This is a genomic window from Mixta sp. BE291 (assembly GCF_031457955.1).
GTDB lineage: Bacteria > Pseudomonadota > Gammaproteobacteria > Enterobacterales > Enterobacteriaceae > Mixta.
Window position 1 is genome coordinate 197,480 of the sequence record NZ_JAVDXN010000006.1, and the last position, 24,080, is coordinate 221,559.

The following is a 24,080-nucleotide window of genomic DNA, read 5'->3' on the forward strand; positions in this document are numbered from 1 at the left end:
CTGGAACTGATATGCAAAAAGTTGTCCTCGCCACCGGTAATCCGGGCAAAGTGCGTGAACTGGCCGATCTGCTGGCTGATTTCGGCCTGAATATTGTGGCGCAAACCGATCTGGGCGTGGAATCCGCCGAGGAAACCGGTTTAACCTTTATTGAAAATGCCATTCTGAAAGCGCGTCATGCCGCACAGATAACCGGTCTGCCGGCGATTGCCGATGATTCGGGTCTGGCGGTGGATGCGCTTGGCGGCGCGCCGGGGATCTATTCGGCGCGCTACGCGGGCGAGGCGGCCAGCGACCGGCAGAATCTGGAAAAGCTGCTGGTGGCATTACAGGATGTTCCGGAAGGCCAGCGCCAGGCGCAGTTCCACTGCGTGCTGGTTTATCTGCGTCATGCCGCCGATCCCACGCCGCTGGTGTTTCACGGCAGCTGGCGCGGTGAGATTATCCGTCATCCGGCAGGCGCTGGCGGTTTCGGCTACGATCCCATTTTCTGGCTCCCGGAGCTGGGTAAAACCGCAGCGGAGCTGAGCAAAACCGAAAAACAGGCGGTTTCACACCGTGGCCAGGCGCTGACGCTGCTGCTGGAAGCGATGCGTAATGGTTAATCTTCCCCCGCTCAGCCTTTATATTCATATTCCCTGGTGCGTTCAGAAATGCCCCTACTGCGATTTCAACTCGCACGCTTTAAAGGGCGATGTGCCGCATGAGGAGTATGTTAACCATCTGCTGGCCGATCTGGAGCGCGATCTGCCGTTAACCAGCGGGCGCGACGTCTCCACGATCTTTATCGGCGGCGGCACGCCCAGCTTGTTAAGCGGCAGCGCGATGCAACAGCTGCTGGATGGCGTGCGTGCGCGCCTGCCGCTGGCTGCCGGGGCGGAAATCACCATGGAAGCCAATCCCGGTACGGTGGAAGCCGATCGCTTTAGCGCTTATCAGGCGGCGGGCATCAACCGGATTTCTATCGGCGTGCAGAGCTTTGATCCGCTTAAGCTACAGCGCCTTGGCCGTATTCATGGCCCCGAAGAGGCGAAACGGGCGGCCAGGCTGGCAGCGGAACTTGGCCTACGCAGCTTTAACCTTGATTTGATGCATGGCCTGCCCGATCAGTCGCTGACCGAAGCGCTGGACGATCTGCGTCAGGCTATCGCGCTTAATCCGCCGCATCTCTCCTGGTATCAGCTGACCATTGAGCCGAATACGCTGTTTGCCTCGCGTCCGCCGGTTCTGCCGGATGATGACGCGCTGTGGGATATTTTTGAGCAGGGGCATCAGTTGCTGGCAGCGGCGGGCTATCAGCAGTATGAGACTTCGGCCTACGCTAAGCCTGGCTATCGCTGCGAGCATAATCTTAACTACTGGCGCTTTGGCGACTATTTGGGGATTGGCTGCGGTGCGCACGGCAAGCTAACGCAGCCGGACGGCCAGATTGTGCGTACGGTAAAAACGCGCCATCCGCGTGGGTTTATGTCTGGCGAGTATCTGGATAAGCAGCACGATGTGGCGAATGAAGATAAGCCGTTTGAGTTTTTTATGAACCGCTTCCGCCTGCTGGAACCGGCGCCGCGCCGCGATTTCACGCGCTACACGGGTTTAGATGAAGCCATTATCCGCCCGCAGCTGGATAGCGCGCTGGAGAAAGGTTATCTGACGGAAACCTCTGAGTTTTGGCAAATAACGGAGAAGGGCAAGCTGTTCCTGAATTCGCTGCTGGAGCTGTTTTTAGCGGAGTGATCTACTCGTTTAAAACCGAAGGCTCATGGGTATTGGCCGCTATAGTAGGCCGATACCATAAGGCGATGTTGAGCCTTTGAATTAATATTATTCCTTTAGCCAGCACCTGCGAACGATGAGAAACGCCCTGACCACCTTTCGGTCATCAGGGCGGATGACTATTTAAGACCCGCTAACAGCGCCTTACGCTGGTTTTCCAGCGCGCTTACGCGATTACAGACTTCATGACCGAAGTTCTGGAAATCCTGTTCCTGATTGCTCCATTCGGCCTGAATCGCCTGCTGTAGCCCGCCCAGGTTGCCCATAATCGCCTGCAAAGGATTATCGCCCTGGCTCGCCTGTTTGGTGCCCATTTCGTTCAGACTGTCCTGAACGACGCCGCCGAGGCTGCTTTGCACCAAACGTTCGCCGTCAGCACGTACCTGATCGATCGCCTGATGATGGAACGTCAGGCCGTCGCTGCGATGCTCAATAATACGGTTCATCTGCTGCTTGAGCTGTTTATCCAGCGTAGTGAGGCGGCTGCGTACGTTGCTGTTCGCCCCCAGCTTCTCAACGACGACCTTATCCAGCGCCACGCGTCCTTTTTCCAGCCGCTGTGTCGCGCCCTGATCCACCCACGGCAGATCGCGGCGCAGCGCCGCCTGATAATCCACTGCTTTTTGGCGTGTCGCCGTATCTGGCTGAATTTGCTTGCCGTTATATTGCAGATCGCCCGTTGGCGAAATCTGCAGATTACCGCTGGCACCGACGACCTGTACCGACTGCGGCGTGATAACCACATCATCCTGCGGTTTCACCGGGCATTCGTAAGCCGCGTGCGCCTGCACCGCAGCCAGAAGAAGTGCGCCGGTCAGCGCTTTACGCATCATAAAGACTCCTGCATTCGTGATAGGACATCATGTTCCTGTACGCCTGGCAGGCAGACGCTCTGCGCGTCTGCGCCGCCGCCAGCTGCTCAGCGCGGATTTAACGCGCCTGGCCGCCAGTCTGCGCCTCTATTGCGCGTCAATCCCACCAGACATCAAACAGTTCGGTGACTTTTACGCCTTCCATTTTGCGCGCTTCCAGCCACTGACGAACCAGTTCGCGATGCTCATCGGTACATTTACCGATCTTCTGCAGGCAAACCAGTCCTTCCCACTGCAGATAACCGCTGCCGTCAAATGCCAGTCCGTTAGGCTCAATCACTTCATTGATAAAGGCATCCACGACGGTATCGATCTCTTCTGGCGCGGTGTCCTGCGGAAAACTCCAGGCAACGGAAAAGCCCAGTTCCTGAAACTCATCGATATGCAGCTTCTTACGTAAACGGCGGCTACGCTGTGTTGCCATTATTTAATCCTCTCAAACATTAAATCCCATACGCCATGGCCCAGTCGCTGCCCGCGCTGCTCAAATTTCGTCAATGGACGCGTATCGGGACGCGGCACATAATCATTGGTGGCGGACTGATTCTGATAACCCGCCACATTGTTCATTACTTCCAGCATGTGCTCAGCATATTCCTGCCAGTCGGTAGCCATGTGGAACACGCCGCCCAGCTTCAGTTTACGCAGCACCAGCTCGGCGAAAGGCGCCTGCACAATACGCCGCTTGTTGTGGCGCGCTTTGTGCCACGGATCGGGGAAGAACAGCTGCACCATACGCAGCGAGTTATCCGGGATCATTTTTTCCAGCACTTCAACCGCATCGTGACACATCACGCGCAAGTTTTTAACGTCCGCTTCCTGCGCCGATCCCAGGCAGGCGCCGACGCCCGGCGCATGCACTTCAATACCGAGAAAGTTTTGCTGCGGGTTGGCGCTGGCCATCGCCACCAGCGAGGCGCCCATGCCAAAGCCGATCTCCAGCACCACCGGCGCGTCGCGGCCAAACAACGCCACCAGATCCACCGGCTCCGCCTGGTACTCTACGCCCATAACCGGCCATAAGGTATCAAGCGCCTGCTGTTGGCCTTTTGTCAGGCGACCCTGACGACGCACAAAGCTGCGGATACGACGCAAAGGGCGTCCGTTTTCATCAAATTCCGGTGTGATGACGTCATTAATCATGTCGTTGCCTGCCTGTCTGCATATTCAGGAAAACGGGCATTATGCAAAGTTACCGGACAGAAGCAAGCACTTGCAAAGTTCCGGTTTACTCCACGCAATGTCTATGCTGCAATGCCTGCCTGAGTGTAGAGCAATAACGGAAATTTTCCTTCTCATGATGCAAGCGCAACAGTTCGCGCAGCAGGTGCTGGACTGGTATCAGCGCTTCGGACGTAAAACCCTGCCGTGGCAACTAGCCAAAACGCCTTACAAGGTTTGGCTCTCCGAAGTCATGCTGCAACAAACCCAGGTCGCTACCGTGATCCCCTATTTTGAGCGCTTTATGGCGCGCTTTCCCACGGTCAACGATCTCGCCGCAGCAAAGCTGGACGAGGTGCTGCATCTCTGGACCGGTTTAGGTTACTACGCCCGCGCGCGCAACTTACATAAAGCAGCGCAGACCATCAGCGAGCGCCATCAGGGCATCTTCCCGGAAACCTTTGACGAGGTTGCCGCCCTGCCCGGCGTCGGTCGCTCAACCGCCGGTGCGGTGGTCTCGCTGGCGCTGGGCCAGCACTATCCGATTCTCGACGGCAACGTAAAGCGCGTGCTGGCGCGCTGCTATACGGTTGGCGGCTGGCCAGGCAAAAAGGATGTGGAAAAGCGCCTGTGGCAGATTGCTGAAGAGGTTACGCCAGCGGCTGGCGTCAGTGAGTTCAATCAGGCGATGATGGATCTCGGCGCGCTGGTCTGTACACGCTCTAAGCCGAAATGTGAGATCTGCCCCCTGAATAATGGCTGCATGGCTTACGCCGCAGGCACCCAGGCCAGCTATCCCGGTAAAAAGCCAAAGCAGGTGCTGCCAGAACGCACCGGCTACATGCTGCTGATGCAGCGCGGTGATGGCGTCTGGCTGGAGCAGCGCCCGCCCGTTGGCCTGTGGGGCGGCCTGTTCTGCTTTCCACAGTTTGCTAACGAAGAGGAACTCCGCGCCTCGCTTAGCGCTCGCGGCATCCACAGCGCGGCGCTACAGCAGCTAACGGCTTTTCGTCATACTTTTAGTCATTTCCACCTGGACATTGTGCCAATGTGGCTGGAGCTGCCATCTTCGGGCGCGGCGATGGATGAAGACGCGGGTCTCTGGTATAACTTAGCGCAACCACCGGCCGTGGGTTTAGCCGCACCGGTCGAGCGCTTGCTGCAAGAATTGCGGCATCCCCAGCAAATATCGCTGCATATGCGCGTTTCTGAAGAGGAAGAGTAATGAGCCGCACTATTTTCTGTACGTTTCTGCAACGCGAAGCTGAAGGGCAGGATTTTCAGCTTTACCCAGGCGACCTGGGAAAACGCATCTACAATGAGATTTCGAAAGAGGCCTGGTCAAAGTGGATGAGCAAACAGACCATGTTGATTAACGAAAAGAAACTCAACATGATGAACCCGGAAGATCGCAAAGTGCTGGAGAAGGAGATGGTCAATTTCCTGTTCGAAGGCAAAGATGTGCATATCGAAGGTTATACCCCACCAGAGAAATAAAATTTTGGGCCTCACTTGAGGCCCCTGTTTTGGGTTCAGCGCAGATACGATGAAAAAAAAATTTATTGCCTTGCTAGTGATAGCACCGCTGCTGGTTTCCTGCTCGGGAAGTAAGAAACAGACTTTTCATGAAGAATGGGTAAAAGATACCAACGGCTTCGACATTTTGATGGGCCAGTTTGCTCATAACATTGAGAATATCTGGGGTATCAATGAAGTTCTGATCGCCGGGCCGAAAGACTACGTTAAATACAGCGATAACTACTACACCCGTAGCCATATCAACTTTGAAAAAGGCTCGATCACCATTGAGACCATTACCGGCACCGATCCGGCGGCCAGCCTGCGTCAGGCGATCGTCACGACGTTGCTGATTGGTGAAGATCCGGGCAATGTCGATCTCTATTCTGACGCCAATGATGTGCAGCTCAGTAAAGAGCCGCTGCTGTATGGTCAGGTGCTGGATAATACCGGTCAGCCGATTCGCTGGCAGGGCCGCGCCGCCAGCTTCGCGGATTATCTGATCCAGAATAAGCTGCAGCGCCGTGTTTCCGGCCTGCATGTGATCTGGTCCGTTACCATTCCCATGGTGCCTAACCATCTCGACAAGCGTGCGCACAAATATCTGCCGATGGTGCGTAAAGCGGCGGAAAAATATAACGTCGATGCGTCGCTGATTCTGGCGATTATGCAGATTGAGTCCAGCTTCAACCCGTATGCGGTCAGCCACGCTGATGCACTGGGCCTGATGCAGGTGGTGCAACACTCTGCCGGTCTTGATGTGTTCCGCATGAAAGGTAAATGGGGCAAACCCAGCCGCAGCTATCTGTTCGATCCGGAAAATAATATCGATACCGGTACTGCTTACCTGTCGATTTTGCAGGGCAACTATCTGGCGGGTATCGCTAACCCGGTGTCGCGCCGTTACGCGGTGATCACCGCCTATAACGGTGGCGCGGGCAGCGTGCTGCGCGTCTTCTCCAGCGATAAGGATCGCGCCTTTGCGCAAATCAACGCGATGTCGCCGGATGACGTCTATCAAACGCTGACAACGCGCCATCCTTCCGCAGAGTCACGGCGCTACCTTTATAAAGTTAGCCACGCCCAGCGCAGTTATAATCGCTTTTAGCGGAGATAAAAAAGCCAGCCTCAAGAGGCTGGCTTTTTGCTTAATACCCTGATGTTGGCGCTAAATATTAACGCTGAATATTTTTAAATTGCTGTGTTGTAGTCTTTAACGCTACTTCTGTTGGTAACCGCTCCATTGAACTGGCGCCATAAAAACCGTCGCACAGCGGGCAGTTATCCATAATAAATTTTGCATCTTCCGGCGTCGCAATTGGCCCGCCATGACAAAGCACGATCACATCGTCACGCACCGCTTTCGCCGCCTGTGCCCAGGCTGTAATCAGCGGCACACAATCTTCCAGCTTCAGCGCGGTTTCTGCGCCAATGTTGCCGCCGGTAGTAAGTCCCATATGCGGCACGATAATATCCGCGCCCGCCTCGGTCATCGCAACCGCATCCTGCTCGCTAAACACATAAGGGGTGGTGAGCATATCTTTTTGGTGCGCCAGGCGGATCATGTCAACCTCCAGCCCGTAGCCCATGCCGGTCTCTTCCAGATTGGCGCGGAAATTACCGTCAATCAGGCCCACCGTTGGAAAATTCTGCACGCCGGAAAAACCCAGCGCCTTTAAATCGTCCAGAAACTTATCAAAATGGCAGAAAGGATCGGTACCGTTTACCCCAGCCAGCACCGGCGTTTTTTTCACTACCGGCAGCACCTCTTTCGCCATATCAACCACGATTTCATTCGCGTTGCCATAGGCCAGTAAACCGGCCAATGACCCCCTTCCCGCCATGCGGTAACGCCCTGAGTTGTAAATAACAATCAGGTCGATGCCGCCTGCCTCTTCACATTTAGCGGAGAGTCCGGTACCGGCGCCGCCGCCAATAATCGGCTCACGTCGGGCGATCATGGCACGAAAATTATCCAACAATTCCTGACGCTTTAACGCAGGCATAATTAGAACTCCCTGGTGTTGATGGTACGAAACGCGTCAACTGCCGCGTAAGCAAACTTTGTGTCATTAATATTATAAGGTAATCGTATTATTTTTCTTTTTGCGGTTGGTATCAGTTCCGCTTCCAGCGTAGAGATAAAAGCTTCATTCGCTTCAGGCGACCAGAATGGCATCCCTGGCGCGTCGAGAGCGGAAAAACCCCCTTCCGGAATCAAAAACCGTACTTCCCCTTCGCAGCGATTAAGCTTGGCGGCGATCCACTTCGCCATCGCGCGGTTTTCCCCTGGTGTGGTGCGCATTAGCGTGACCTGGGCGTTATGGTGATAAAACAGCCGGTCCGCATATTTTTCTGGCACGCTCGACGGATGGCCAAAATTGACCATATCCAGCGCGCCGCAGGATACAACATAAGGCACCTGTGAGCGTGCGATAGCATCAAAACGCGTATCCGCGCAGGCCAGTACGCCGCCAGCCAGCAAATCGCACACTTCCGTGGTGGTCAAATCCAGCACGCCAGCCAGCATGCCGCTATCCGCCAGTTTTTCCATCGCCATGCCGCCGCTGCCGGTGGCATGAAAAACCAGACAATCAAACTCATCTTCCAGCTGCTGGCTTACCGCCTGAATACAGGGCGTGGTAACGCCAAACATGGTTAAGCCCAGCGCCGGTTTATCTTCCGCGCAGGCTTCTGGCTTAAACAGCACCGCGCCTGCGATCTGATGCGCGGCATTGCCCAGCACCTGACGCGAAATACGGTTCAGGCCTGCAACATCGGTCACGGAATAGAGCATGCTGATGTCGCTGGCGCCGATATAGGCCGCCACATCACCTGAAGCCATGGTAGAGACCATCACCTTCGGCACGCCAACGGCTAAATCCTGCATGGCGGGCGTAACCATCGCCGTGCCGCCAGAACCGCCTAAACCAAGCAGGCCAGCAACATCCTGGCGAGTTTTCAGGTAATTTTGGAAAGCGATGGCCATCGCTTCGATCGCGCGACCACGGTCGCCGCAAAAAACGGCCGCCGCGCCCTGGGGGTGAAAAGCCGCAACCTCTTTCGGCGTCACATCAGCCGCCGGACTGGTGCTAAGTGACTGGGTTGACAGGTCAACGGTGCGCGTCTGCAAGCCAGTTTTATTAATCAAATCCCGAACGTAAAAGAGTTCCCTTCCTTTAGTATCCGCTGTAGCAGCAATGTAGATGTAACCGGTTTCTTCTTTCATTTTTGTTAACCATTCCTGTCAATAAATCATCTAACTTCTTGATAAAATGGAGATAAAAACCAAAATGCTCTTTATTAGCGGACAGAAGGTCTTGCGTCCGAGACAACAGTATCACTGTCCTGATTGTTAAATCAAGCGAATGAAATGCACGTCTCAACAATAATGAGAAAAAACTGATGATTAAACATAACGAATGTTAGCTGTTTATATTATTAGTTCTGCTATAGTGCCAACAGAGCTTGGCGAATCAGCGGACTCTGGGTCCGAATAGATAAAACAAGGGGTTAAAGTGGTTGAAAGGGACACCCAGGCAGATATGCCAATGACGTCCACGCGCGCCCGTACGCGCAGGCTATTAATTGAAACTGCGATGAAAATGTTTGATAGCGGTAGCTTTCCATCGATTACCGAAGTGGCCCAGGCCGCTCAGCTGTCACGCGCTACGGCCTACCGCTATTTCCCTACGCAAAGCGCGCTGGTCTCAGCCATTGTGACTGAAACGCTGAGCCCGATGAAAAATTTCCAGTCAACCGAACCCGATGTCAGCGATCGTATTGATGAGCTGCTGGCTTTCGCTTTTCCGCGGATGCTACAGCATGAAGGCACGCTGCGGGCGGCGCTGCATCTCTCGCTGACGCAGTGGGCGCAGTCGCGCTCTGCGGATCTGCCGCAGGTGAAAGAGAAACTGGTGCGCGGCAACCGCAAGCAAACGCTGCAACATGTCGTTGAGCCGTTGCGCACCGAGCTTTCGCCAGAACTGCTACAAAAAGTACTGTATGCGTTATCACTGGTCTATGGCTCTGAGATCTTTCTGGTGATGAAAGATATTTGGGGCTGCGATGACGATTCTCTGCAAGGCGTCGCACGTTGGATCGCCAGAGCTATCGTGCGTCAGGCGCGGGAAGATGCCCAGCTGGAAGCGGGCAAGTAAGCTGGCAGCCTGAGCGAAATACGTAGGTTAATTCTTAGTCAGCAATATTGCTCCGCTTATTGCTGGCTGAATGGTTATTAGTTTGTTCCCGCTATACTTGCCTGAAACAGATAAAGCCCTTACCTTAGGTTTTCGGCGTGCGCATTCATTTTCATCCTCTCTTTACGACACATTCTTTGTACGCTGTACAAGCGCTGCGGAAAAAGCGAAAATCAGAACAGGATTTTACCGGATTAGTTTTACGCTCCGGATTAGGTTTTGTGATTCAGATGCAAAACAACGTCATCGAAATGGAGTCAGCATGATAAATTTTCTTGATATCAACTACCAAAAGCTATCAGAGCAGAGGTCAAGCGAGCTATTTATCCTGAGAAAGGAAACTTTCAAAGATCGTCTGGACTGGGCAGTTAACTGTATCAACGGCATGGAGTTTGATGAATATGATAACGAACATACAACCTATGTGTTCGGCATTCATAATGATAACGTATTATGCAGCGTGAGGTTTATTGAAACCCGCTTTCCTAACATGATTAGCCATACCTTTGCGCCATGGTTTGATAATGTACAATTACCTGCCGGAAATTACGTAGAATCCAGCCGTTTCTTTGTCGATAAAGAACGCTCGCGCTCTTCAGAGCTATATCAATATCCGGTCAGCAGCATGCTTTTCCTGGCAATGGTTAATTATGCGCGCCAGTATGGATATGAAGGAATATATACGCTGGTCAGCCATGCAATGCTGCGCATATTAAAGCGTTCCGGCTGGGGAATTTCTGTTTTTGCACAAACGCTTTCTGAGAAAAAAGAGAAGATTTATATCGTGTTTTTACCGGTTGACGATAAAAACCGCGATATACTGATTGAAAAAGCGAACCAGGATAAACTTTTTGATGACAAAGAGTTAGCAAATTGGCCGCTGGCTTTTCAGCCTAACCTGCAGCGGGTTTAATCAGCTGCAGCTCAATGCCCATCCTGATGGCATGTTTTGCGTTCATGACGCCCAGTTTCTTTACAACATTGCCAATATGGAATTTTACGGTGCTTACTTTGATATCCAGAATAAGCGCTATTTCCTGATAGGTTTTTCCAACGCTGGCCCAGTAGAGTATTTCATTTTCACGCGGTGAGAACATATCTTTACTCACCTGTTTTTTACTGGCCGCGTTATCTGTCATCTCTTTATAGAGTGAGATCACCTTATCATGTGCGTTGATCAATAGCATCTGCAGTTGTGCCTGCTGCTGCGCCACGATCGCTTCCGTTTCCTGCACGTGATTTTCATTCATTAAAATAGAAAGCAGCGCAAGGTTATTATAATAATCGTGCAGGACAAACGTGTGACCGTTAACAATCTTATAATTTTTAGACAGGTTAAAAATCTTGGAAAAATTCAGCTCACTGTTGATGGTGATATTTTCATCCCAAGAGAAAGGGGAAATACGATTAAAAGAAGCGATGACCACGGGATCAATTTGCTGATAATTATTTTCTTTATAAATCTCCACCCACTCTTTCGGATAGTTTGAAATAATTACCATATCAGCCGGATTTTTTTTATTTAAAACCATATAGGCGTATTTTAAATCACCAAGCTGACTTAATTCGCTGTCGAAATAGCGCTGTGCGGTGTCGATGATCGCCTGATTTTCTGTAAAAAATAGTGACATCCATAACCTCAAAATAACGTTGTATCGTCCTTAATGTGCCCGCTAACGCCGGACCCTGTACTTAAGTCTAACTTACAACCATGTTACATACATCGTAAAGTGTATGAAAGTAAAAGACAAAGAATAAATTTTAAGCAAAAAAAAACCTGACCATATGAGATCAGGTTGCCATTTGGCCAACACCAGGGAAAATTTATCTAAAAATTATCATACGGTTAACGGGTTGCCGTCAAGGTAAACCCTCATTCTGTAATGATATATCCATATAACCGTTTACCCCTTCGCTCTCCGTTTCGCTGTACACGCCTTGCAGTTCCGGTCAAAAACCAGTCAGTTGGTTAATGCCCGCCTCCAGCGCTAAAAAGTAACGCAACGCCGCCCCACCCCATACTTCGCCAGGCACCACGCACAGCACGCCTGTTAGCTAAAATCGTCGCCAGGATGACAAAATCGCTGTATTCGCCGCTGGCAGCTATTTTCAATGGTGTCATAGCACAAATCCTCATGCCTCAAGGATGAGCGGGCGCGTAAGGCGCAGCAATGGGAAACCGTTTCCCGGCGAAAGATGTCGGAAGGATGCAAAACAGAATGGTGTCCGGCTGCAACCGATAGCCATCAGTAGATAATGAAAAAATATTCCCCCCCTCCGCATTGCCGTTTAACACTATATGCTGCATACCTGCGCTCTGCGCCGACATGCATTGACGCTGTGCTTAGCACTCCGCATGATGACTTGTCTGAAGCTCACTGAATAGATGAGGTAACTATGACAAGCTTGTACCAGCCGGTAAAAATCGGCGCGCTGGAATTGAAAAATCGTATCGTGATGGCCCCGCTGACGCGGATGCGTGCGGTGGAAGCGCGTATACCTAATGAGATCATGCTTAAACATTATGTACAGCGCGCCAGCGCCGGGCTGATCGTTACCGAAGCCACGTCAATTTCGCCGCAGGGCGTAGGTTACCCCAGTACGCCAGGCATCTGGAGCGAAGAGCAGGTCGTCGGCTGGCGCAAAATCACCGATGCGGTGCATCAGGCGGGCGGCAAAATCGTTATTCAGCTGTGGCATGTCGGCCGTGTGTCCGACCCTATTCACCTGAACGGCGAGCTACCGGTTGCCCCGTCGGCCATTGCTCCTGAAGGCCACGTGACGCTGGTGCGTCCGCAGCGTCCTTACGTTACGCCGCGCGCGCTGGAGACCAGTGAAATTTCCGCTATCGTGGAAGATTATCGCCGGGCGGCGGAAAACGCTAAACGGGCGGGCTTTGACGGTATCGATCTGCATGCGGCCAACGGTTATTTGATCGATCAGTTTCTGCATGACGGCTCCAACCAGCGTACTGACCAGTATGGCGGCCCGATTGAAAACCGTGCGCGTTTTCTGCTGGAGGTGGTTGATGCGCTGTTGCAGGTCTGGTCTGCCGATCGCGTCGGGGTGCATCTGAATCTGATGTCTAACTCCTACTCCATGTCAGATTCCAATCCACGCGCGCTGTTCAGCTATGTTGCGGAGCAACTGGATGCGCGTCAGCTGGCCTTTATTTTCGCTCGTGAAGAGCTAACCCAGGCGGAGCCTATCGGCCCGTTGGTGCGTGAGAAATTTAGCGGTGCGTTTATTGCCAACGACGGCATTACGCGTGAACAGGCGGAAAAGTTGATTGCTGAAGGCGGGGCCGATGCCGTGAGCTTCGGCAAGCTGTTTATCGCCAATCCGGATCTGGTCGCGCGCTTTGCGCATCAGGCGCCGCTCAACGCGCTGGATAATGAGACGATTTATCGCATGGAGCCGCCGTACGAGCGCGGCTACACCGATTATCCTTTCCTCGCCGGTTAAGGTTTTCCCGGCGCGTCCAGGACGCGCCGGGAATCTCCGTTAGCGTGCGGCGGAAACGCGCCAGACGGTATTGCCCGCATCATCCGCAATCAGCACCCCGCCCTGCTTATCCATCGCCAGCCCCACCGGCAGGCCACGCACTTCTTTATGATCGTCAGTAAGAAAACCGGTGACCACCGGTTCCGGCTTGCCTACCGGCCGTCCATTCTGGAAAGCGACAAACGATACGCGATAGCCGTTCAGTGGCGTTCGATCCCAGCTGCCATGCTCGCTGATAAACGCGCCGCCATGATATTTCTCCGGCAGACTGGTGCCGGTATAAAACATCAGACCCAGCGGCGCGACGTGCGAACTGAGCGCGTAATCGGGTTTAATGGCTTTTTTCACCAGATCGGGGCGCTGCGGCATCACGCGGTGATCGATATGATCGCCAAAATAGCTGTAAGGCCAGCCGTAAAAACCGCCCTCCTGCACCGAAGTCAGATAGTCGGGCACCAAATCGGCGCCGATCTCGTCACGTTCGTTAACGATCGCCCACAGCTTACCGGTTTGCGGCTCCCACTGAAGACCGGTAGGGTTACGCAGGCCGCTGGCGTAAATTCGGCTGCCGCCGGTCGCGGTATCCACTTCCAGCACCGCCGCCCGGCGGTATTCCGCGCCGATGCCGTTCTCCGTGATATTACTGTTGGAGCCGACGCCTACATAGAGCTTGCTGCCGTCCGGGCTGGCCAGCAGTGACTTGGTCCAGTGATGGTTCAGCGGCCCGCCGGGTAGATCGGTCACTTCAGTACCGGGATCGGTAATCCGTGTCGCGCCTTCGTCATAGTGATAGCGCATCACATTATCGGCGTTAGCGACATAAAGCGTATCGCCCACCAGCTGGACGCCGAACGGTGAAAAGAGGTTTTCGAGGAAAACATGCTTTTCCCAGGTTACACCGTCGCCGCTGGCATTGCGCAGCAGCGTAATACGGTTGCCACCCTTGCCGCCTTTGCCGGACGATTTCTGCACCAGGCCCATAATTAGCTGTTTCGGCATACTCACCGGTGAGGTGCCTGGGCTATTGGCTTCCACCACCAGCACATCATTGTTAGGCAGAACATAAACCTGACGCGGATGCATCAGCCCATCCGCCACCTTGGTAATTTGCAGGCCATCGGCAACCTTCGGCATTTCGCCCTGCTGCCAGGCGACCCCTTTCGGCACCTGCATCGGCGGGATCAAAAAATCCTGCGCCTTCGGCAATACCGGATCGGGTCCCATTTGCTTGCTGGGATCGATCGATGCCTGCTCATCGCAGCCGCTTAACAGCAGCGCGGAAGAAACCGCGAGCAACAGTAATTTTTTCATCGCGTTGCTCCTTCTGCACTGCGCAGACGCAGAGCCAGTTGAATATTGGCAAGGCACAGCAGCGCCACCACCAGCGTTGAGAGAATCACGCCCATCGGCACCACGGCGTAGGCATCGCGGCTGTGAATAAAGGCGTTAAAAATTGCCAGTATGATGGCGAGGAGGTTCGCCCAAAAATGCAGTTTTACCGGCGAGGTTTGCGGCCATGAAGCGCCTACCCAGACCTGTACCAGGTTAATCAGCCGGGGAATAATAGCGATAATTAGCCCAAAGGCGATCAGCCAGCTGGCGCTTTTCGTCCACATTGGTTGGTAACTATTCAGGTAAATAATGTCGAAAATCCACGCCGCGGTGAAAAAGCCCAGCGGTAGAGGATTAAGGAACTCATACAGCGCCACCGCAAGCGCAGAGTGACGTCTGGTCGCAAAGGGATTCATTAGCAGGCTCCTGAGGTAATAAGAAAAATCGGCAGCAAAACATCGCTTACCGTCGCGCTACCCTGAAAAAGCGTAGTAAAAATAGTCCCTTTCGGTTAACAATCCGGCAAAAAATAGTCAATTTTTATCCAGCAGCGCACATAAGGCGCTTGTGATAAAGATATATCTTAGATATGTTTCACCTCTTACTTCACTATGAGATGAGAATCATGAGCGCAGAGACCGCTATTCAGGGCTGGCCCCTTCCCACACGTAAAAAAAATGAACTGAAGCTGCGTCAGTTGCGCGTATTGCACAAGACGCAAATCGGTCGTTTTTATCGGATTTGTTTAACCGGCGAGGATCTGGCTGGCTTTATTTCCCATAGCTTCGATGACCATATCAAACTCTTTTTCCCGGATGCGCAAAACGGTGAGCTGGTGCTGCCGGAAGTGGGCGATGGCGGCGTGGTATGGCCGGAAGGCAAACGCCCGCAGACACGCGACTATACGCCGCTGAGCTGGGATGCGGCGGCGAATACGCTGACTATCGATTTCTTTATTCATCCGGGCGGCCTTGCCAGCGGCTGGGCGGAAACCGCGCAGCCGGGCGATCCGCTGGTGATTGGCGGCCCGCGCGGCTCTTTCTGTATGCCGCTGGACTATGCGTTTCAGCTCTATCTGTGCGATGAATCCAGCCTGCCCGCGCTGAACCGCCGCCTGGCGGAACTGGCCGCCGCGCAAACGAAAGCAGAAATTCACCTAATGATTATGGCGGATGAAGCGCAAAGCCGTGCTTATCTGCCTTCGCTGGCGGGCGTCACCTGTGATTTCCTGCCCGCAGGCGATCTGCACGCCGCACAGCAGGCGCTGCAACAGCTGAGCATCCCGCAGCAGGGATATTTCCTCTGGCTGACCGGCGAAGGCACCCGGGTGAAAACGCTGCTGGATTACCTCACCACGGAACGCCAGATCAACGAAAACTACCTGCGTGGCGTGGCCTATTGGCACCAGAAATAATGTTTGCCCGGCAGCGATGCCGGGATATATCTGCCGGTTTAACCGCGCATGACAGGAAACCATCTGATGAAAGATAAAAACAGCGCTGCTTTTTTCGCTCATAAAAAGCGTAAAGAGCGGCTGCTTGATGCCACCGAAGTGCGTCTGCTGATTCTGCGTATTCTGGCGACGCGCGCGGCGCACGGTTATGAAATTATCAAGGCGATAGAAGAGCTATCGCGCGGTGAATATACCCCCAGCCCCAGCCTGATTTACCCTAACCTCACGCTGCTGGAAGAGATGGGCTACGTCACCGCCGGGAACGAAGCGAGCAACAAAAAAAACCACTGGATTACCGCCGAAGGGGAAGCGTTTCTGCAACAGCAGCAGACGCAGCTGCAAAGCGTGATCGATCGTATGCAGTCGCTGGCGGTGCTGGCAAATAACCGCAGCCAGCCGGAAATTCAGCGAGCGATTCATAATATGCGCACCGCGCTGAATACGCGTCTGGCCGATGAAAATATCTCACAGCAGGCGCTGTACGCGATTATTGATGTGCTGGATGATGCGGCGAAAAAGATTGAGCGCAGCTAGCGCCTGAATCGGTGAATACGTTATTTGCCAGGTGTGTTTGCCGTAAGGGCAGCAGGAAAACTCACCTCCGATTGCCGGAGGTGAGTGGATAGCGACTACTCGCTGGTGCGATAGCGTTCCAGCCAGTGCGCGTACGGCGCAGGCAGCACCCATGACGCTTTATCTTCATTCAGCGCCAGCGCAGCCTTGTAAGGCCAGTGCGGATCGGCCAGATGCGCGCGGCCGACCATCACCAGATCCAGCTGCTGTTCTTCCACGGTGCGGTTAGCAATCGCTGGCGCATCGATGCCCCAGGCGGAAGCCACCGGAATCTGCGCTTCACGACGCACGCGTTCAGCGATCGGCGCGAGGAAAGCCGGGCCCCACGGGATATTGGCGTCCGGCGCCGAGAAGCCGACGCTCACGCTCAGCAGATCCAGACCGCCAGCACGCATCTGACGCGTAACCTCAATCGACTCCGCCAGCGTCTCTTCGTCGCGGCCATCATACTCAATCACGCCAAAGCGTGCGGTCAGCGGCAGGTTTTCCGGCCAGACGTGGCGCACCGCTTCCAGGGTTTCCAGCATAAAGCGGCTGCGTCCGGCAAGGTCGCCGCCGTACTGATCCTGACGCTGGTTCGCCTGCACCGAGAAGAAGCTCTGCGCCAGATAGCCGTGCGCGAAGTGCAGCTCCAGCCATTCAAAACCGGCATCGCGGGCGCGACAGGCGGCGGTAGCGAAATCTTCACGTACGCGGGCGATATCGTCCAGCGTCATCGCTTTCGGCACCTGCGGCAGGTTAGCGCCAAAGGCGACGGCGGAAGGCGCGATGGTTTCCCAGCCGCGACCATCGTCTGCAGCGATATGGTCATCGCCTTCCCACGGACGGTTGGCGCTCGCCTTACGTCCGGCGTGAGCAATCTGAATGCCCGGCACGGCGCCTGCCGCTTTAATATCACGGGCGATCTGCGCCAGCTTTTCCGCCTGCTCATCGTTCCAGATACCCAGGCAGCCGGGGGTGATACGACCTTCCGGCGCCACTGCCGTCGCCTCGACGATCACCAGACCCGCGCCGCCGCGTGCCAGCCCGCTATAGTGAACACGATGCCAGTCGTTGCTCACACCGTCGATGGCGGTGTATTGACACATTGGCGGCACCGCAATGCGGTTACGCAGCGTCACGTCTTTCAATGAAAACGGTGAAAATAAACCTGACATTTAAACCTCTTGCGTTCAGGAAAAGTGAAGATGGCCGAGCCGATCAGCCCAAACAGAAGCGTGATAATAGCCCGGCCCGCTTTTTTAAACTTCACCGTATTTGCTACGCATCATGGTCTCGATCTCTTCCAGGCTCTTGCCGCGCGTTTCCGGCAGCATAAAGTAAACGAAAACAAAGGAGCCAATATTCAGCACCACAAACAGGAAGAAAGTCTGGTTGCCGATCAGGTTCAGCATCATCGGGAACGCGAACGCGACGGTCGCATTACAGATCCACTGGAACGAGACGGCGGTGCCCGCCAGCGCACCACGAATTTTCATCGGGAACAGCTCGGACATCAGCAGCCAGTACACCGGCGAAATGCACATCTGCATAAAAAACAGGAAGACCAGAATACAGGCCAGCGCCAGATAGCTTTGCATCAAGTTTTGCGGCAGCAGCGTTAGCGTCAGCCCCAGCGCTACCTGCGCCAGAATAACGATGCTCAGGCCGGTCATCAGCATGCGGCGGCGGCTAAAGCGGCTTACCGCCCAGATCCCTACCAGCGTCGCCAGCACCGAAACCACGCCGTTGCCGATGGTGGCAGCAATAGAGGCGTTGGTACCCATACCGGTGGTTTTCAGGATAATCGGCGTGTAATACATAAAGGCGTTTACGCCGGTAAACTGCGCCACAAACCCCAGCGCGCAGCCGGTAAGCAGCAGGCGAATCACCCAACGCTCTTGCAGCAGGTCCTTTATCGAAGGCCCTTTACGCGCCTGCTTCTCCTGCTTACGCATTTCCGCCATCTCTTTGCGTATTTCGCGCGGCGTCTCCCTGAGTTTTTTCAGCACCCGGAGCGCCTCTTTGAAACGGCCTTCCGCTACCAGCCAGTGCGGCGAAGCGGGCACAAAGAAAGTGCCGATAAACAGCAGAATGCCTGGCACCATCGCCAGCGCCAGCATATAGCGCCAGATGTGCGGATCGTGCAGCGCATAGCTCATCACGGTGCTGACGATATAGGCGATCAGCTGACCGCTGACGATCATTAACTCGTTGCGACTCACCAGCGGCGCCCGGCGTTTAGGCCCGGCGATCTCGGCGATAAACACCGGCACGGTGGCAGAGCCGCCGCCAACGGCGATCCCCAGCACAAAGCGCATCGCCACCATGATCGGCACCGATGGCGCAACGGCGGTGCCCAATGCACCGGCGATAAACAGCACGGCCAGGCTGCGCAGGGTCATGCGACGACCGAAGCGATCCGACATAAAGCCGCTAAGAAACGATCCCAGCGCCGCGCCAAAAATCAGCGATGACGTCACCAGCCCTTCGGTAAATGAGTTCAGCCCCAGCCCGCCCTGCGACGGCGCCGCCGACATAAAAGGCAAGGAGCCGGAAATGATGCCGGTATCGTAACCAAAAGCGAGCGCGCCCATGGTTGCGACCAGCACCACAAGAAATATACGTTGCTTGACGGAGTCTTTGGTTTCCGTCTCCTCTACGGATGACGGCTCAGATGAATAGTCGGTCATAATGCTCCCTGTTATAAGTTTTGTAATGTTTTGTGCAGGTGATATTGCTTAAAAATAAAAGGGTTAACTCCAGCAAAAGAGAGGAAGGTAAAGATAAGTCTAGACCGGCTTCGCTGAAACCGCCTGTTTGTGTGAGGAAGATCACATTGAAAAAGGGCGGCAGCGCGCAAATTGCCGCGCGCCACCCGTTTTTTTTATTACATCACTCGCGAAGTGGAGGACACACTATCCGTTAATGAATTTAATGCGTTGGCTGTTGCAGCCTGACCATGTCCTGTTTAAATAAGTTAACCTTTTGCTGCAAAGTAGCCTGCGTCAGATCCTCCGCTTTCATTATCGGCCAGTAGCGATAACCAGGCGGCTTATCGCTACACTTCAGTCGCCAGGTGCTATAAATCTGCGACGAGGGCGCAAAAATACGGTAGTCATTTTCAGCTACGTTTAAATAACGCGCGCCGGGTAACGCCGGGATCGTTAAATAGCGATCGTTGCAGAAGAAAGTGTCGCGCGTATCCATTGCCACGGTACGTTTCATCACGTAGCTGAATATGCTGTGCAGATTAATGTTAAAGGCAACGTAAGAGATGGCCCACGAGGAAACGATTAGCAGGAAAAAGGGCCAGGCGGGAACATGAACGATATATTTTATTCTTTTGGTGGTGACCGTCTCTTTGCTTTCAAAGAAATTTAAAAAAACGGAAAAGCTCATAATCAGGGAAAAGTAGAGCAAACCAAAATAGATGCAGGCTAACAGAATCACTGTCACCTTGGTGGCCGCGGCCTCAAAGGTAATATCCATCACCTCCATCATGGCGTTTTTTGCTGTCGCATAGCTAAAGAAAAACACCAGCAGCCATGAAGATCGAAAGATAAAGGCAAACAAAGATTTAAAACGCTCACCCAGTTTCCCGGTCATGATCAGCGAATCAAAGACGAAGAAATAGATTGCCGTCATGGCGATCACCACAAAAAACAGCGAGGCGATTAGAAATTCCAGCGCCAGGGTTTCCGGCATTAGCTTACCCAGCAAACAGATGCCGATCAGCAATATCAGCGACAGATAGAGCATATTTTCGCTAACGCTATATCCAGGCCGGGCGTTTTTTACTATTTGCCGCCGGTAGCCTCTGAGCGGCTTCTGTTTTTTAGCCCGATCTTTCAGCCAGAAATATAACAGCATCGCTACCGGCGAAGAGAGTAATACCATCATCAGACCATGTAGCCTGTCGGCGACAAGAAAAGATAACAGCGCATACCAGACAAGAAAATAATGATGATAATAACGGCTGAAAGGGTTAAGGGTAACGGAATGCAAAATGACCTCCTTTTTTTGGCGCAATAGTTTACTTTCTCACCTGCTAATAAGCGGTTCAACGTCCGCTGTTTAAAATATTTTTTTCCCGCCAGCATACCGCCACTGCCCTTCCCTCTGTTATGCCGCGCTTTCAGCCTTAAGCCTTGTTGATGGATAACGCGCTTTTCCCGCAGGATGCGCTGCGGCGAGTGTAAAATTCTGTCTTCTAAACGTAACAAAAAATAAACAAACCTTCCCTATAGTGGCTGCTCTTTCACTCTGGAGGCACCATGCGAAGCTGGAACGAACCGAAGAAAAACAAAGCGCATATTGAACTGATCCCGATGATCGACGTGATGATGTTCCTGTTGGTGTTCTTTGTATTGATCAGCCTGAATGTGATTCCGGCTCAGGGACTTAAAACGCAGCTGCCCGGCGCGGCAAGCGCACAGCAGCTGAAGCCGCAGAAGAAAGCGATTGTGACATTGGGCGAGAACGATGGGCTGCAACTGGATGGGCAAGCGATCGCGCTGCAGGATTTAGTCAACACGCTGAAGCAGCAACAGCATGACGAACCGCTGACCATCATTCTTAACAGCGATAAAGGCGTTGCCGTAGAGCGCCTGGTCGCGGTGATGGACAACCTGCGTCAGGGTGGTTTCACCTCTGTTTCTATCGCCACACGGAAATTGTGATATGTATTCGCTTTATCGTTCCCGCCATGTGTTGAGTTGGCTTCCGGCCCTTGCGGCGGCAGGCTGGATGCTGTGGATAAATCAGCAGGCCGCGTTGAAAGTTCAGCCACGTTATGATGAATCCACCATGGAATTGGTTCTGGCGCCGCCGCCGGAGCCAGAGACGCCAGCCGAGCCGGAACCGCAGCCGGAACCACAGCCTGAGCCGGAACCTGTGGCGCCGCCGGAGCCTGTTCCCACGCCGGAGCCGATAGCCGAGCCACCACCACCACCGCCTAAACCAAAGCCCAAACCGGTGGTACAGCCGAAGCCGACACCCAAGCCTAAACCCGTTGTACAGTCGAAACCGACAACGCCGCCCCGCTCACAGCCAGCGCCCGCAGTCAGGCCGCTTGCCGCCGCGCCGCGCGCGCCTGCCCCCAGCAGCGCCACCAATGCAGGGGCGCTGGAAAGCCGCTATTTACAGGCGCTGCGTCACGATCTGGAGCAGCGTAAGCGTTATCCCACCGGTCGCCAGGCATCACTTGAACGCCCGGAAGGCAACGTTGAGATCTGGCTGGAAGTCGATCGCAGCGGTCGCGTTATCGCTTCCGGCATCACCAGCAAAGCACGCAGCATGCTGCTTAACCGTGCCGCCAGCAGCAGCCTGCAAAGCATCAGCCAGCTTAAGCCTTTCCCTGAGGGCGCTTTCGCCGGTCAAAGCCGTAAACGTTTTACCGCCACTTTCAATTACCAGGCGCCTTAATGCCAGGAAACTTTCATCGCACCACAGGAAAAGAAAATGACAACTTTTAAACGTTCTGGGATCTATCTTGCGGTTATGACCGCGCTGTTGCCTGGCCTGGCGCAGGCGGAAGAGAATAGCGACGTCGGCACCATCAATGTGCAGGGCGTTTCGCTGGGCGGCGGCATGATGGTCCAGGAAGAGACCGCCAAAGCGCGCTCCACCGTGACTAAAGAGGCAATGGATAAAATGCCTTCCGCTGGCAACGCCATCGACAAGCTGGAATATACGCCGGGACTGAACGTTAACAGCACCGACGCCAGCGGCCTGAGCGGCGTGGACTACACCATGCGCGGGATGAACTCCGATCAGATTGGTCTGTCGATGGATGGCATTCCGATTAACGATTCCGGCAACTATGCGGTCTACCCTAACCTGCTGGGCGATGCGGAGAACCTGGAAGAGATCTTTGTTACGCAGGGCGCTTCCGAAGCGGACGGCCCGCATATCGGCTCCAGCGGCGGCAATATCGGGCTGGTTACCCGACGTCCGGTGAAAGAGTTTGGCGGCTTCGTGAAGCAAACGCTGGGCAGCAACGATCTCAGCAAAACCTTTGCCCGCCTGGAGACCGGCGAATATAACGGCTTCAGCAACTGGCTCTCTTATTCCCATACCGAAGCGAAAAAATGGCGTGGCGAAGGCCGTCTCTACTCTAATAAGTTTGAGATGAACTCGCTGTTTGAGGCGGAGAACGGCAACAGCAGCAACCTGATCGTCAAATATAACCGTCAGGAAAACAGCAACTATAACTCTATCAGCAAGTCGCAGTTCGAGCGTGAGGGACGCAGTTCCGGCGACTATCCCGCCACGCCGCAATACAACAGCAGCGGTCAGCTGAGCCGTTATTACAAGCTGAACCGCAACCCGTTTGAAAACCTGACCGTCAGCTTCAGCCAGAAACTTCAGCTGCGCGATAATCTGAGCTGGACGATTCAGCCCTACTATTACTGGGGCAACGGCGGCAGCTTCAGTGGTCTGAACGCTTCTTCGCTTTCGCCGACCTCTGACCAGGCCGGACAGTATGATTTAAGCAATCTCAGCAGCAACACCTATTACCGCCCTTCCTGGACGCAAACCTGGCGGCCCGGCGTCACCACTAAACTGAAGTGGGATATTAACGAGCAACATAGTCTGGATGTCGGCTACTGGTATGAGCGCGCGCGCCAGCGTCAGACACAGCCGTTTATCGGTATTAACGCAGATGGCAATCCCGCCGAACTGTGGGGTGAACCAGGCGGATCGAATCAGGTAAAAGATGCCAACGGCAAAACCGTACAGGGCCGCGATCAATATACCGTGACGCCCGCGCAGAAAGTGTGGGTGCAGGATAGCTGGTATCTTTCCCCGGACTGGACGCTGGTAGGCGGTCTGGCCTGGCAGCACGTTGAGCGACGCGGCGAGAACAACGGCAGCCTGTATAACGCGCCTGAAAATCGCCATGCCAGCTACCATAAATTCCTGCCCAATTTCAGCGCCAGCTATCGCCTGAATCAGGAAAATCAGCTGTTTTACAGCCTGTCGCGCAATATGCGTACCCCGCCTAACTATGTGCTGTACAACGTGGGCGACTCCATTAGCACCAAACCGGAGCTGAGCTGGAACCATGAGCTGGGCTGGCGTTTCCAGCAGGAAGATATGCTGCTGAGCGCCACGCTGTTCTACCTGCGCTACAGCGATCGTCAGATGTCGACCACCAACAGCGACGGCGACTTTGAAATGATGAACGTCGGCAAGGTAGAGAACCGCGGGGTCGAGCTGGAGTGGAGCGGCAAGCTGCCGCACAACTTTAACTATTACGCCTCCTATACCTATACCGATTCAGAACAGAAACAGGATCTCACCACCGAAGGCGTGACCCTGCCGACCTCCGGCAAAACCTTGCCTAACGTGCCGAAAAACCTGCTTAACCTGACGCTGGGCTACGATGACGGCCTGTGGTACAGCGGCGTGACCGCCAAGTATGTCGGTGCGTTTTACGGCGATCTGACCAACGATGAAAAAGTCGGTGGCCGCACGATATATGACCTGGCGGCAGGCGTGCATCTGCCGGTGGACAAGAAGATTGTGAAAAGCGCCGCGCTGCGCTTCGGTATCGATAACCTGCTGGATAAAAAGTATCTCACCTCGGTTCGCACCAACGTGTTTAACGCCAGCGCGCATAACGGGCTGGATGCCAGCACGCCTTATTACAACGTCGGCGAGGAGCGCACCTTTAGCGTCTCGCTGGAAGCGACCTTTTAATTAATCGGG

The 24,080-nt window shown here is 54.1% G+C and carries 24 protein-coding genes and 1 pseudogene; 13 read left to right on the forward strand and 12 right to left on the reverse strand.

The features are described from left to right. Positions 1-11 precede the first annotated feature (11 nt). On the forward strand, positions 12-605 hold the full coding sequence (locus J2X14_RS15435; protein WP_352412058.1) for an XTP/dITP diphosphatase: 594 nt from the start codon (positions 12-14) through the stop codon (positions 603-605). Next, positions 598-1,734, forward strand: coding sequence for a radical SAM family heme chaperone HemW (gene hemW, locus J2X14_RS15440; RefSeq protein ID WP_352412059.1), 1,137 nt, complete (start codon positions 598-600; stop codon positions 1,732-1,734). The genes J2X14_RS15435 and hemW overlap by 8 nt, the downstream gene beginning before the upstream one ends. A 158-nt stretch (positions 1,735-1,892) precedes the next feature. Here the strand turns inward: hemW and J2X14_RS15445 are convergent, their stop codons facing one another. From J2X14_RS15445 to trmB, 3 genes are all read right to left on the reverse strand, one after another. Continuing rightward, positions 1,893-2,606 carry a YggN family protein gene (locus J2X14_RS15445; RefSeq protein WP_352412060.1) on the reverse strand — a complete coding sequence of 238 codons (714 nt, stop codon included), beginning with the start codon at positions 2,604-2,606 and terminating at the stop codon, positions 1,893-1,895. 136 nt (positions 2,607-2,742) lie between these two features. Further along, positions 2,743-3,069, reverse strand: coding sequence for a YggL family protein (locus J2X14_RS15450; protein WP_352412061.1), 327 nt, complete (start codon positions 3,067-3,069; stop codon positions 2,743-2,745). Next, entirely contained in the window at positions 3,069-3,788 is a 720-nt protein-coding gene (trmB, locus tag J2X14_RS15455) for a tRNA (guanosine(46)-N7)-methyltransferase TrmB (protein ID WP_352412062.1), read from the reverse strand. Before trmB ends, J2X14_RS15450 begins: the two co-directional genes overlap by 1 nt. 154 nt (positions 3,789-3,942) lie before the next feature. Here trmB and mutY point away from each other — a divergent pair, with 154 nt between their 5' ends. From mutY to mltC, 3 genes are read left to right on the forward strand one after another with little or no spacing between them, the layout of a single operon-like run. After that, on the forward strand, positions 3,943-5,031 hold the full coding sequence (gene mutY, locus J2X14_RS15460; protein WP_352412063.1) for an A/G-specific adenine glycosylase: 1,089 nt from the start codon (positions 3,943-3,945) through the stop codon (positions 5,029-5,031). Beyond that, a complete protein-coding gene (locus J2X14_RS15465; protein ID WP_352412064.1) occupies positions 5,031-5,303 on the forward strand; it encodes an oxidative damage protection protein in 273 nt (90 codons plus the stop codon). Before mutY ends, J2X14_RS15465 begins: the two co-directional genes overlap by 1 nt. 49 nt (positions 5,304-5,352) lie before the next feature. Further along, entirely contained in the window at positions 5,353-6,432 is a 1,080-nt protein-coding gene (mltC, locus tag J2X14_RS15470) for a membrane-bound lytic murein transglycosylase MltC (RefSeq protein WP_352412065.1), read from the forward strand. Positions 6,433-6,499: 67 nt separating this feature from the next. Here the strand turns inward: mltC and J2X14_RS15475 are convergent, their stop codons facing one another. Together J2X14_RS15475 and J2X14_RS15480 are read right to left on the reverse strand one after the other, a co-directional pair. Next, positions 6,500-7,330 carry a phosphoenolpyruvate hydrolase family protein gene (locus J2X14_RS15475; RefSeq protein ID WP_352412066.1) on the reverse strand — a complete coding sequence of 277 codons (831 nt, stop codon included), beginning with the start codon at positions 7,328-7,330 and terminating at the stop codon, positions 6,500-6,502. 2 nt (positions 7,331-7,332) lie between these two features. After that, the gene (locus tag J2X14_RS15480) at positions 7,333-8,553 is read right to left on the reverse strand and encodes a Tm-1-like ATP-binding domain-containing protein (protein ID WP_352412067.1); all 1,221 of its coding nucleotides are present in this window, start codon (positions 8,551-8,553) and stop codon (positions 7,333-7,335) included. Positions 8,554-8,869: 316 nt separating this feature from the next. On the opposite strand from J2X14_RS15480, the gene J2X14_RS15485 reads away from it, so the two are divergent. Further along, complete coding sequence (locus J2X14_RS15485; RefSeq protein WP_352412185.1) at positions 8,870-9,484, forward strand: TetR/AcrR family transcriptional regulator; 615 nt, start codon at positions 8,870-8,872, stop codon at positions 9,482-9,484. 301 nt (positions 9,485-9,785) lie between these two features. Next, entirely contained in the window at positions 9,786-10,436 is a 651-nt protein-coding gene (locus J2X14_RS15490; protein ID WP_352412068.1) for an acyl-homoserine-lactone synthase, read from the forward strand. Here J2X14_RS15490 and J2X14_RS15495 read toward each other — a convergent pair. Both J2X14_RS15495 and J2X14_RS15500 read right to left on the reverse strand, forming a co-directional pair. Then, positions 10,417-11,154, reverse strand: coding sequence for a LuxR family transcriptional regulator (locus tag J2X14_RS15495; protein ID WP_352412069.1), 738 nt, complete (start codon positions 11,152-11,154; stop codon positions 10,417-10,419). The genes J2X14_RS15490 and J2X14_RS15495 overlap by 20 nt on opposite strands. A 242-nt stretch (positions 11,155-11,396) precedes the next feature. After that, positions 11,397-11,572 (reverse strand): annotated as a pseudogene (locus tag J2X14_RS15500) (Orn/Lys/Arg family decarboxylase); the annotation flags it as partial. A 348-nt stretch (positions 11,573-11,920) separates the two neighbouring features. On the opposite strand from J2X14_RS15500, the gene J2X14_RS15505 reads away from it, so the two are divergent. Beyond that, positions 11,921-12,988 carry an alkene reductase gene (locus J2X14_RS15505; protein ID WP_352412070.1) on the forward strand — a complete coding sequence of 356 codons (1,068 nt, stop codon included), beginning with the start codon at positions 11,921-11,923 and terminating at the stop codon, positions 12,986-12,988. A gap of 39 nt (positions 12,989-13,027) precedes the next feature. Here J2X14_RS15505 and J2X14_RS15510 read toward each other — a convergent pair whose 3' ends face one another. Further along, positions 13,028-14,338 (reverse strand): PQQ-dependent sugar dehydrogenase, encoded by a 1,311-nt coding sequence (locus tag J2X14_RS15510; protein ID WP_352412071.1) that lies wholly within the window; start codon positions 14,336-14,338, stop codon positions 13,028-13,030. After that, positions 14,335-14,775, reverse strand: coding sequence for a DUF2231 domain-containing protein (locus J2X14_RS15515; protein WP_352412072.1), 441 nt, complete (start codon positions 14,773-14,775; stop codon positions 14,335-14,337). Before J2X14_RS15515 ends, J2X14_RS15510 begins: the two co-directional genes overlap by 4 nt. A 209-nt stretch (positions 14,776-14,984) precedes the next feature. Here J2X14_RS15515 and J2X14_RS15520 point away from each other — a divergent pair, with 209 nt between their 5' ends. Continuing rightward, the gene (locus J2X14_RS15520) at positions 14,985-15,773 is read left to right on the forward strand and encodes a siderophore-interacting protein (RefSeq protein WP_352412073.1); all 789 of its coding nucleotides are present in this window, start codon (positions 14,985-14,987) and stop codon (positions 15,771-15,773) included. A gap of 66 nt (positions 15,774-15,839) precedes the next feature. Beyond that, complete coding sequence (locus tag J2X14_RS15525) at positions 15,840-16,346, forward strand: PadR family transcriptional regulator (RefSeq protein WP_352412074.1); 507 nt, start codon at positions 15,840-15,842, stop codon at positions 16,344-16,346. A 95-nt stretch (positions 16,347-16,441) separates the two neighbouring features. Here the strand turns inward: J2X14_RS15525 and J2X14_RS15530 are convergent, their stop codons facing one another. The 3 genes from J2X14_RS15530 to J2X14_RS15540 all read right to left on the reverse strand — a co-directional run bounded on the left by J2X14_RS15530 (position 16,442) and on the right by J2X14_RS15540 (position 20,372). Next, on the reverse strand, positions 16,442-17,542 hold the full coding sequence (locus tag J2X14_RS15530) for an NADH:flavin oxidoreductase/NADH oxidase (protein WP_352412075.1): 1,101 nt from the start codon (positions 17,540-17,542) through the stop codon (positions 16,442-16,444). Positions 17,543-17,626: 84 nt separating this feature from the next. After that, positions 17,627-19,057, reverse strand: coding sequence for a sugar porter family MFS transporter (locus tag J2X14_RS15535; RefSeq protein WP_352412076.1), 1,431 nt, complete (start codon positions 19,055-19,057; stop codon positions 17,627-17,629). Between the two features lie 241 nt (positions 19,058-19,298). Next, positions 19,299-20,372: a hypothetical protein gene (locus J2X14_RS15540; protein WP_352412077.1), complete on the reverse strand. Its 1,074-nt coding sequence runs from the start codon at positions 20,370-20,372 to the stop codon at positions 19,299-19,301. 269 nt (positions 20,373-20,641) lie between these two features. Here J2X14_RS15540 and J2X14_RS15545 point away from each other — a divergent pair, with 269 nt between their 5' ends. From J2X14_RS15545 to J2X14_RS15555, 3 genes are read left to right on the forward strand one after another with little or no spacing between them, the layout of a single operon-like run. Then, a complete protein-coding gene (locus J2X14_RS15545) occupies positions 20,642-21,046 on the forward strand; it encodes an ExbD/TolR family protein (RefSeq protein WP_352412078.1) in 405 nt (134 codons plus the stop codon). A 1-nt stretch (position 21,047) separates the two neighbouring features. Further along, entirely contained in the window at positions 21,048-21,791 is a 744-nt protein-coding gene (locus tag J2X14_RS15550) for an energy transducer TonB (RefSeq protein WP_352412079.1), read from the forward strand. Between the two features lie 36 nt (positions 21,792-21,827). Further along, a complete protein-coding gene (locus J2X14_RS15555; protein ID WP_352412080.1) occupies positions 21,828-24,071 on the forward strand; it encodes a TonB-dependent receptor family protein in 2,244 nt (747 codons plus the stop codon). The last annotated feature ends 9 nt before the right edge of the window (positions 24,072-24,080 follow it).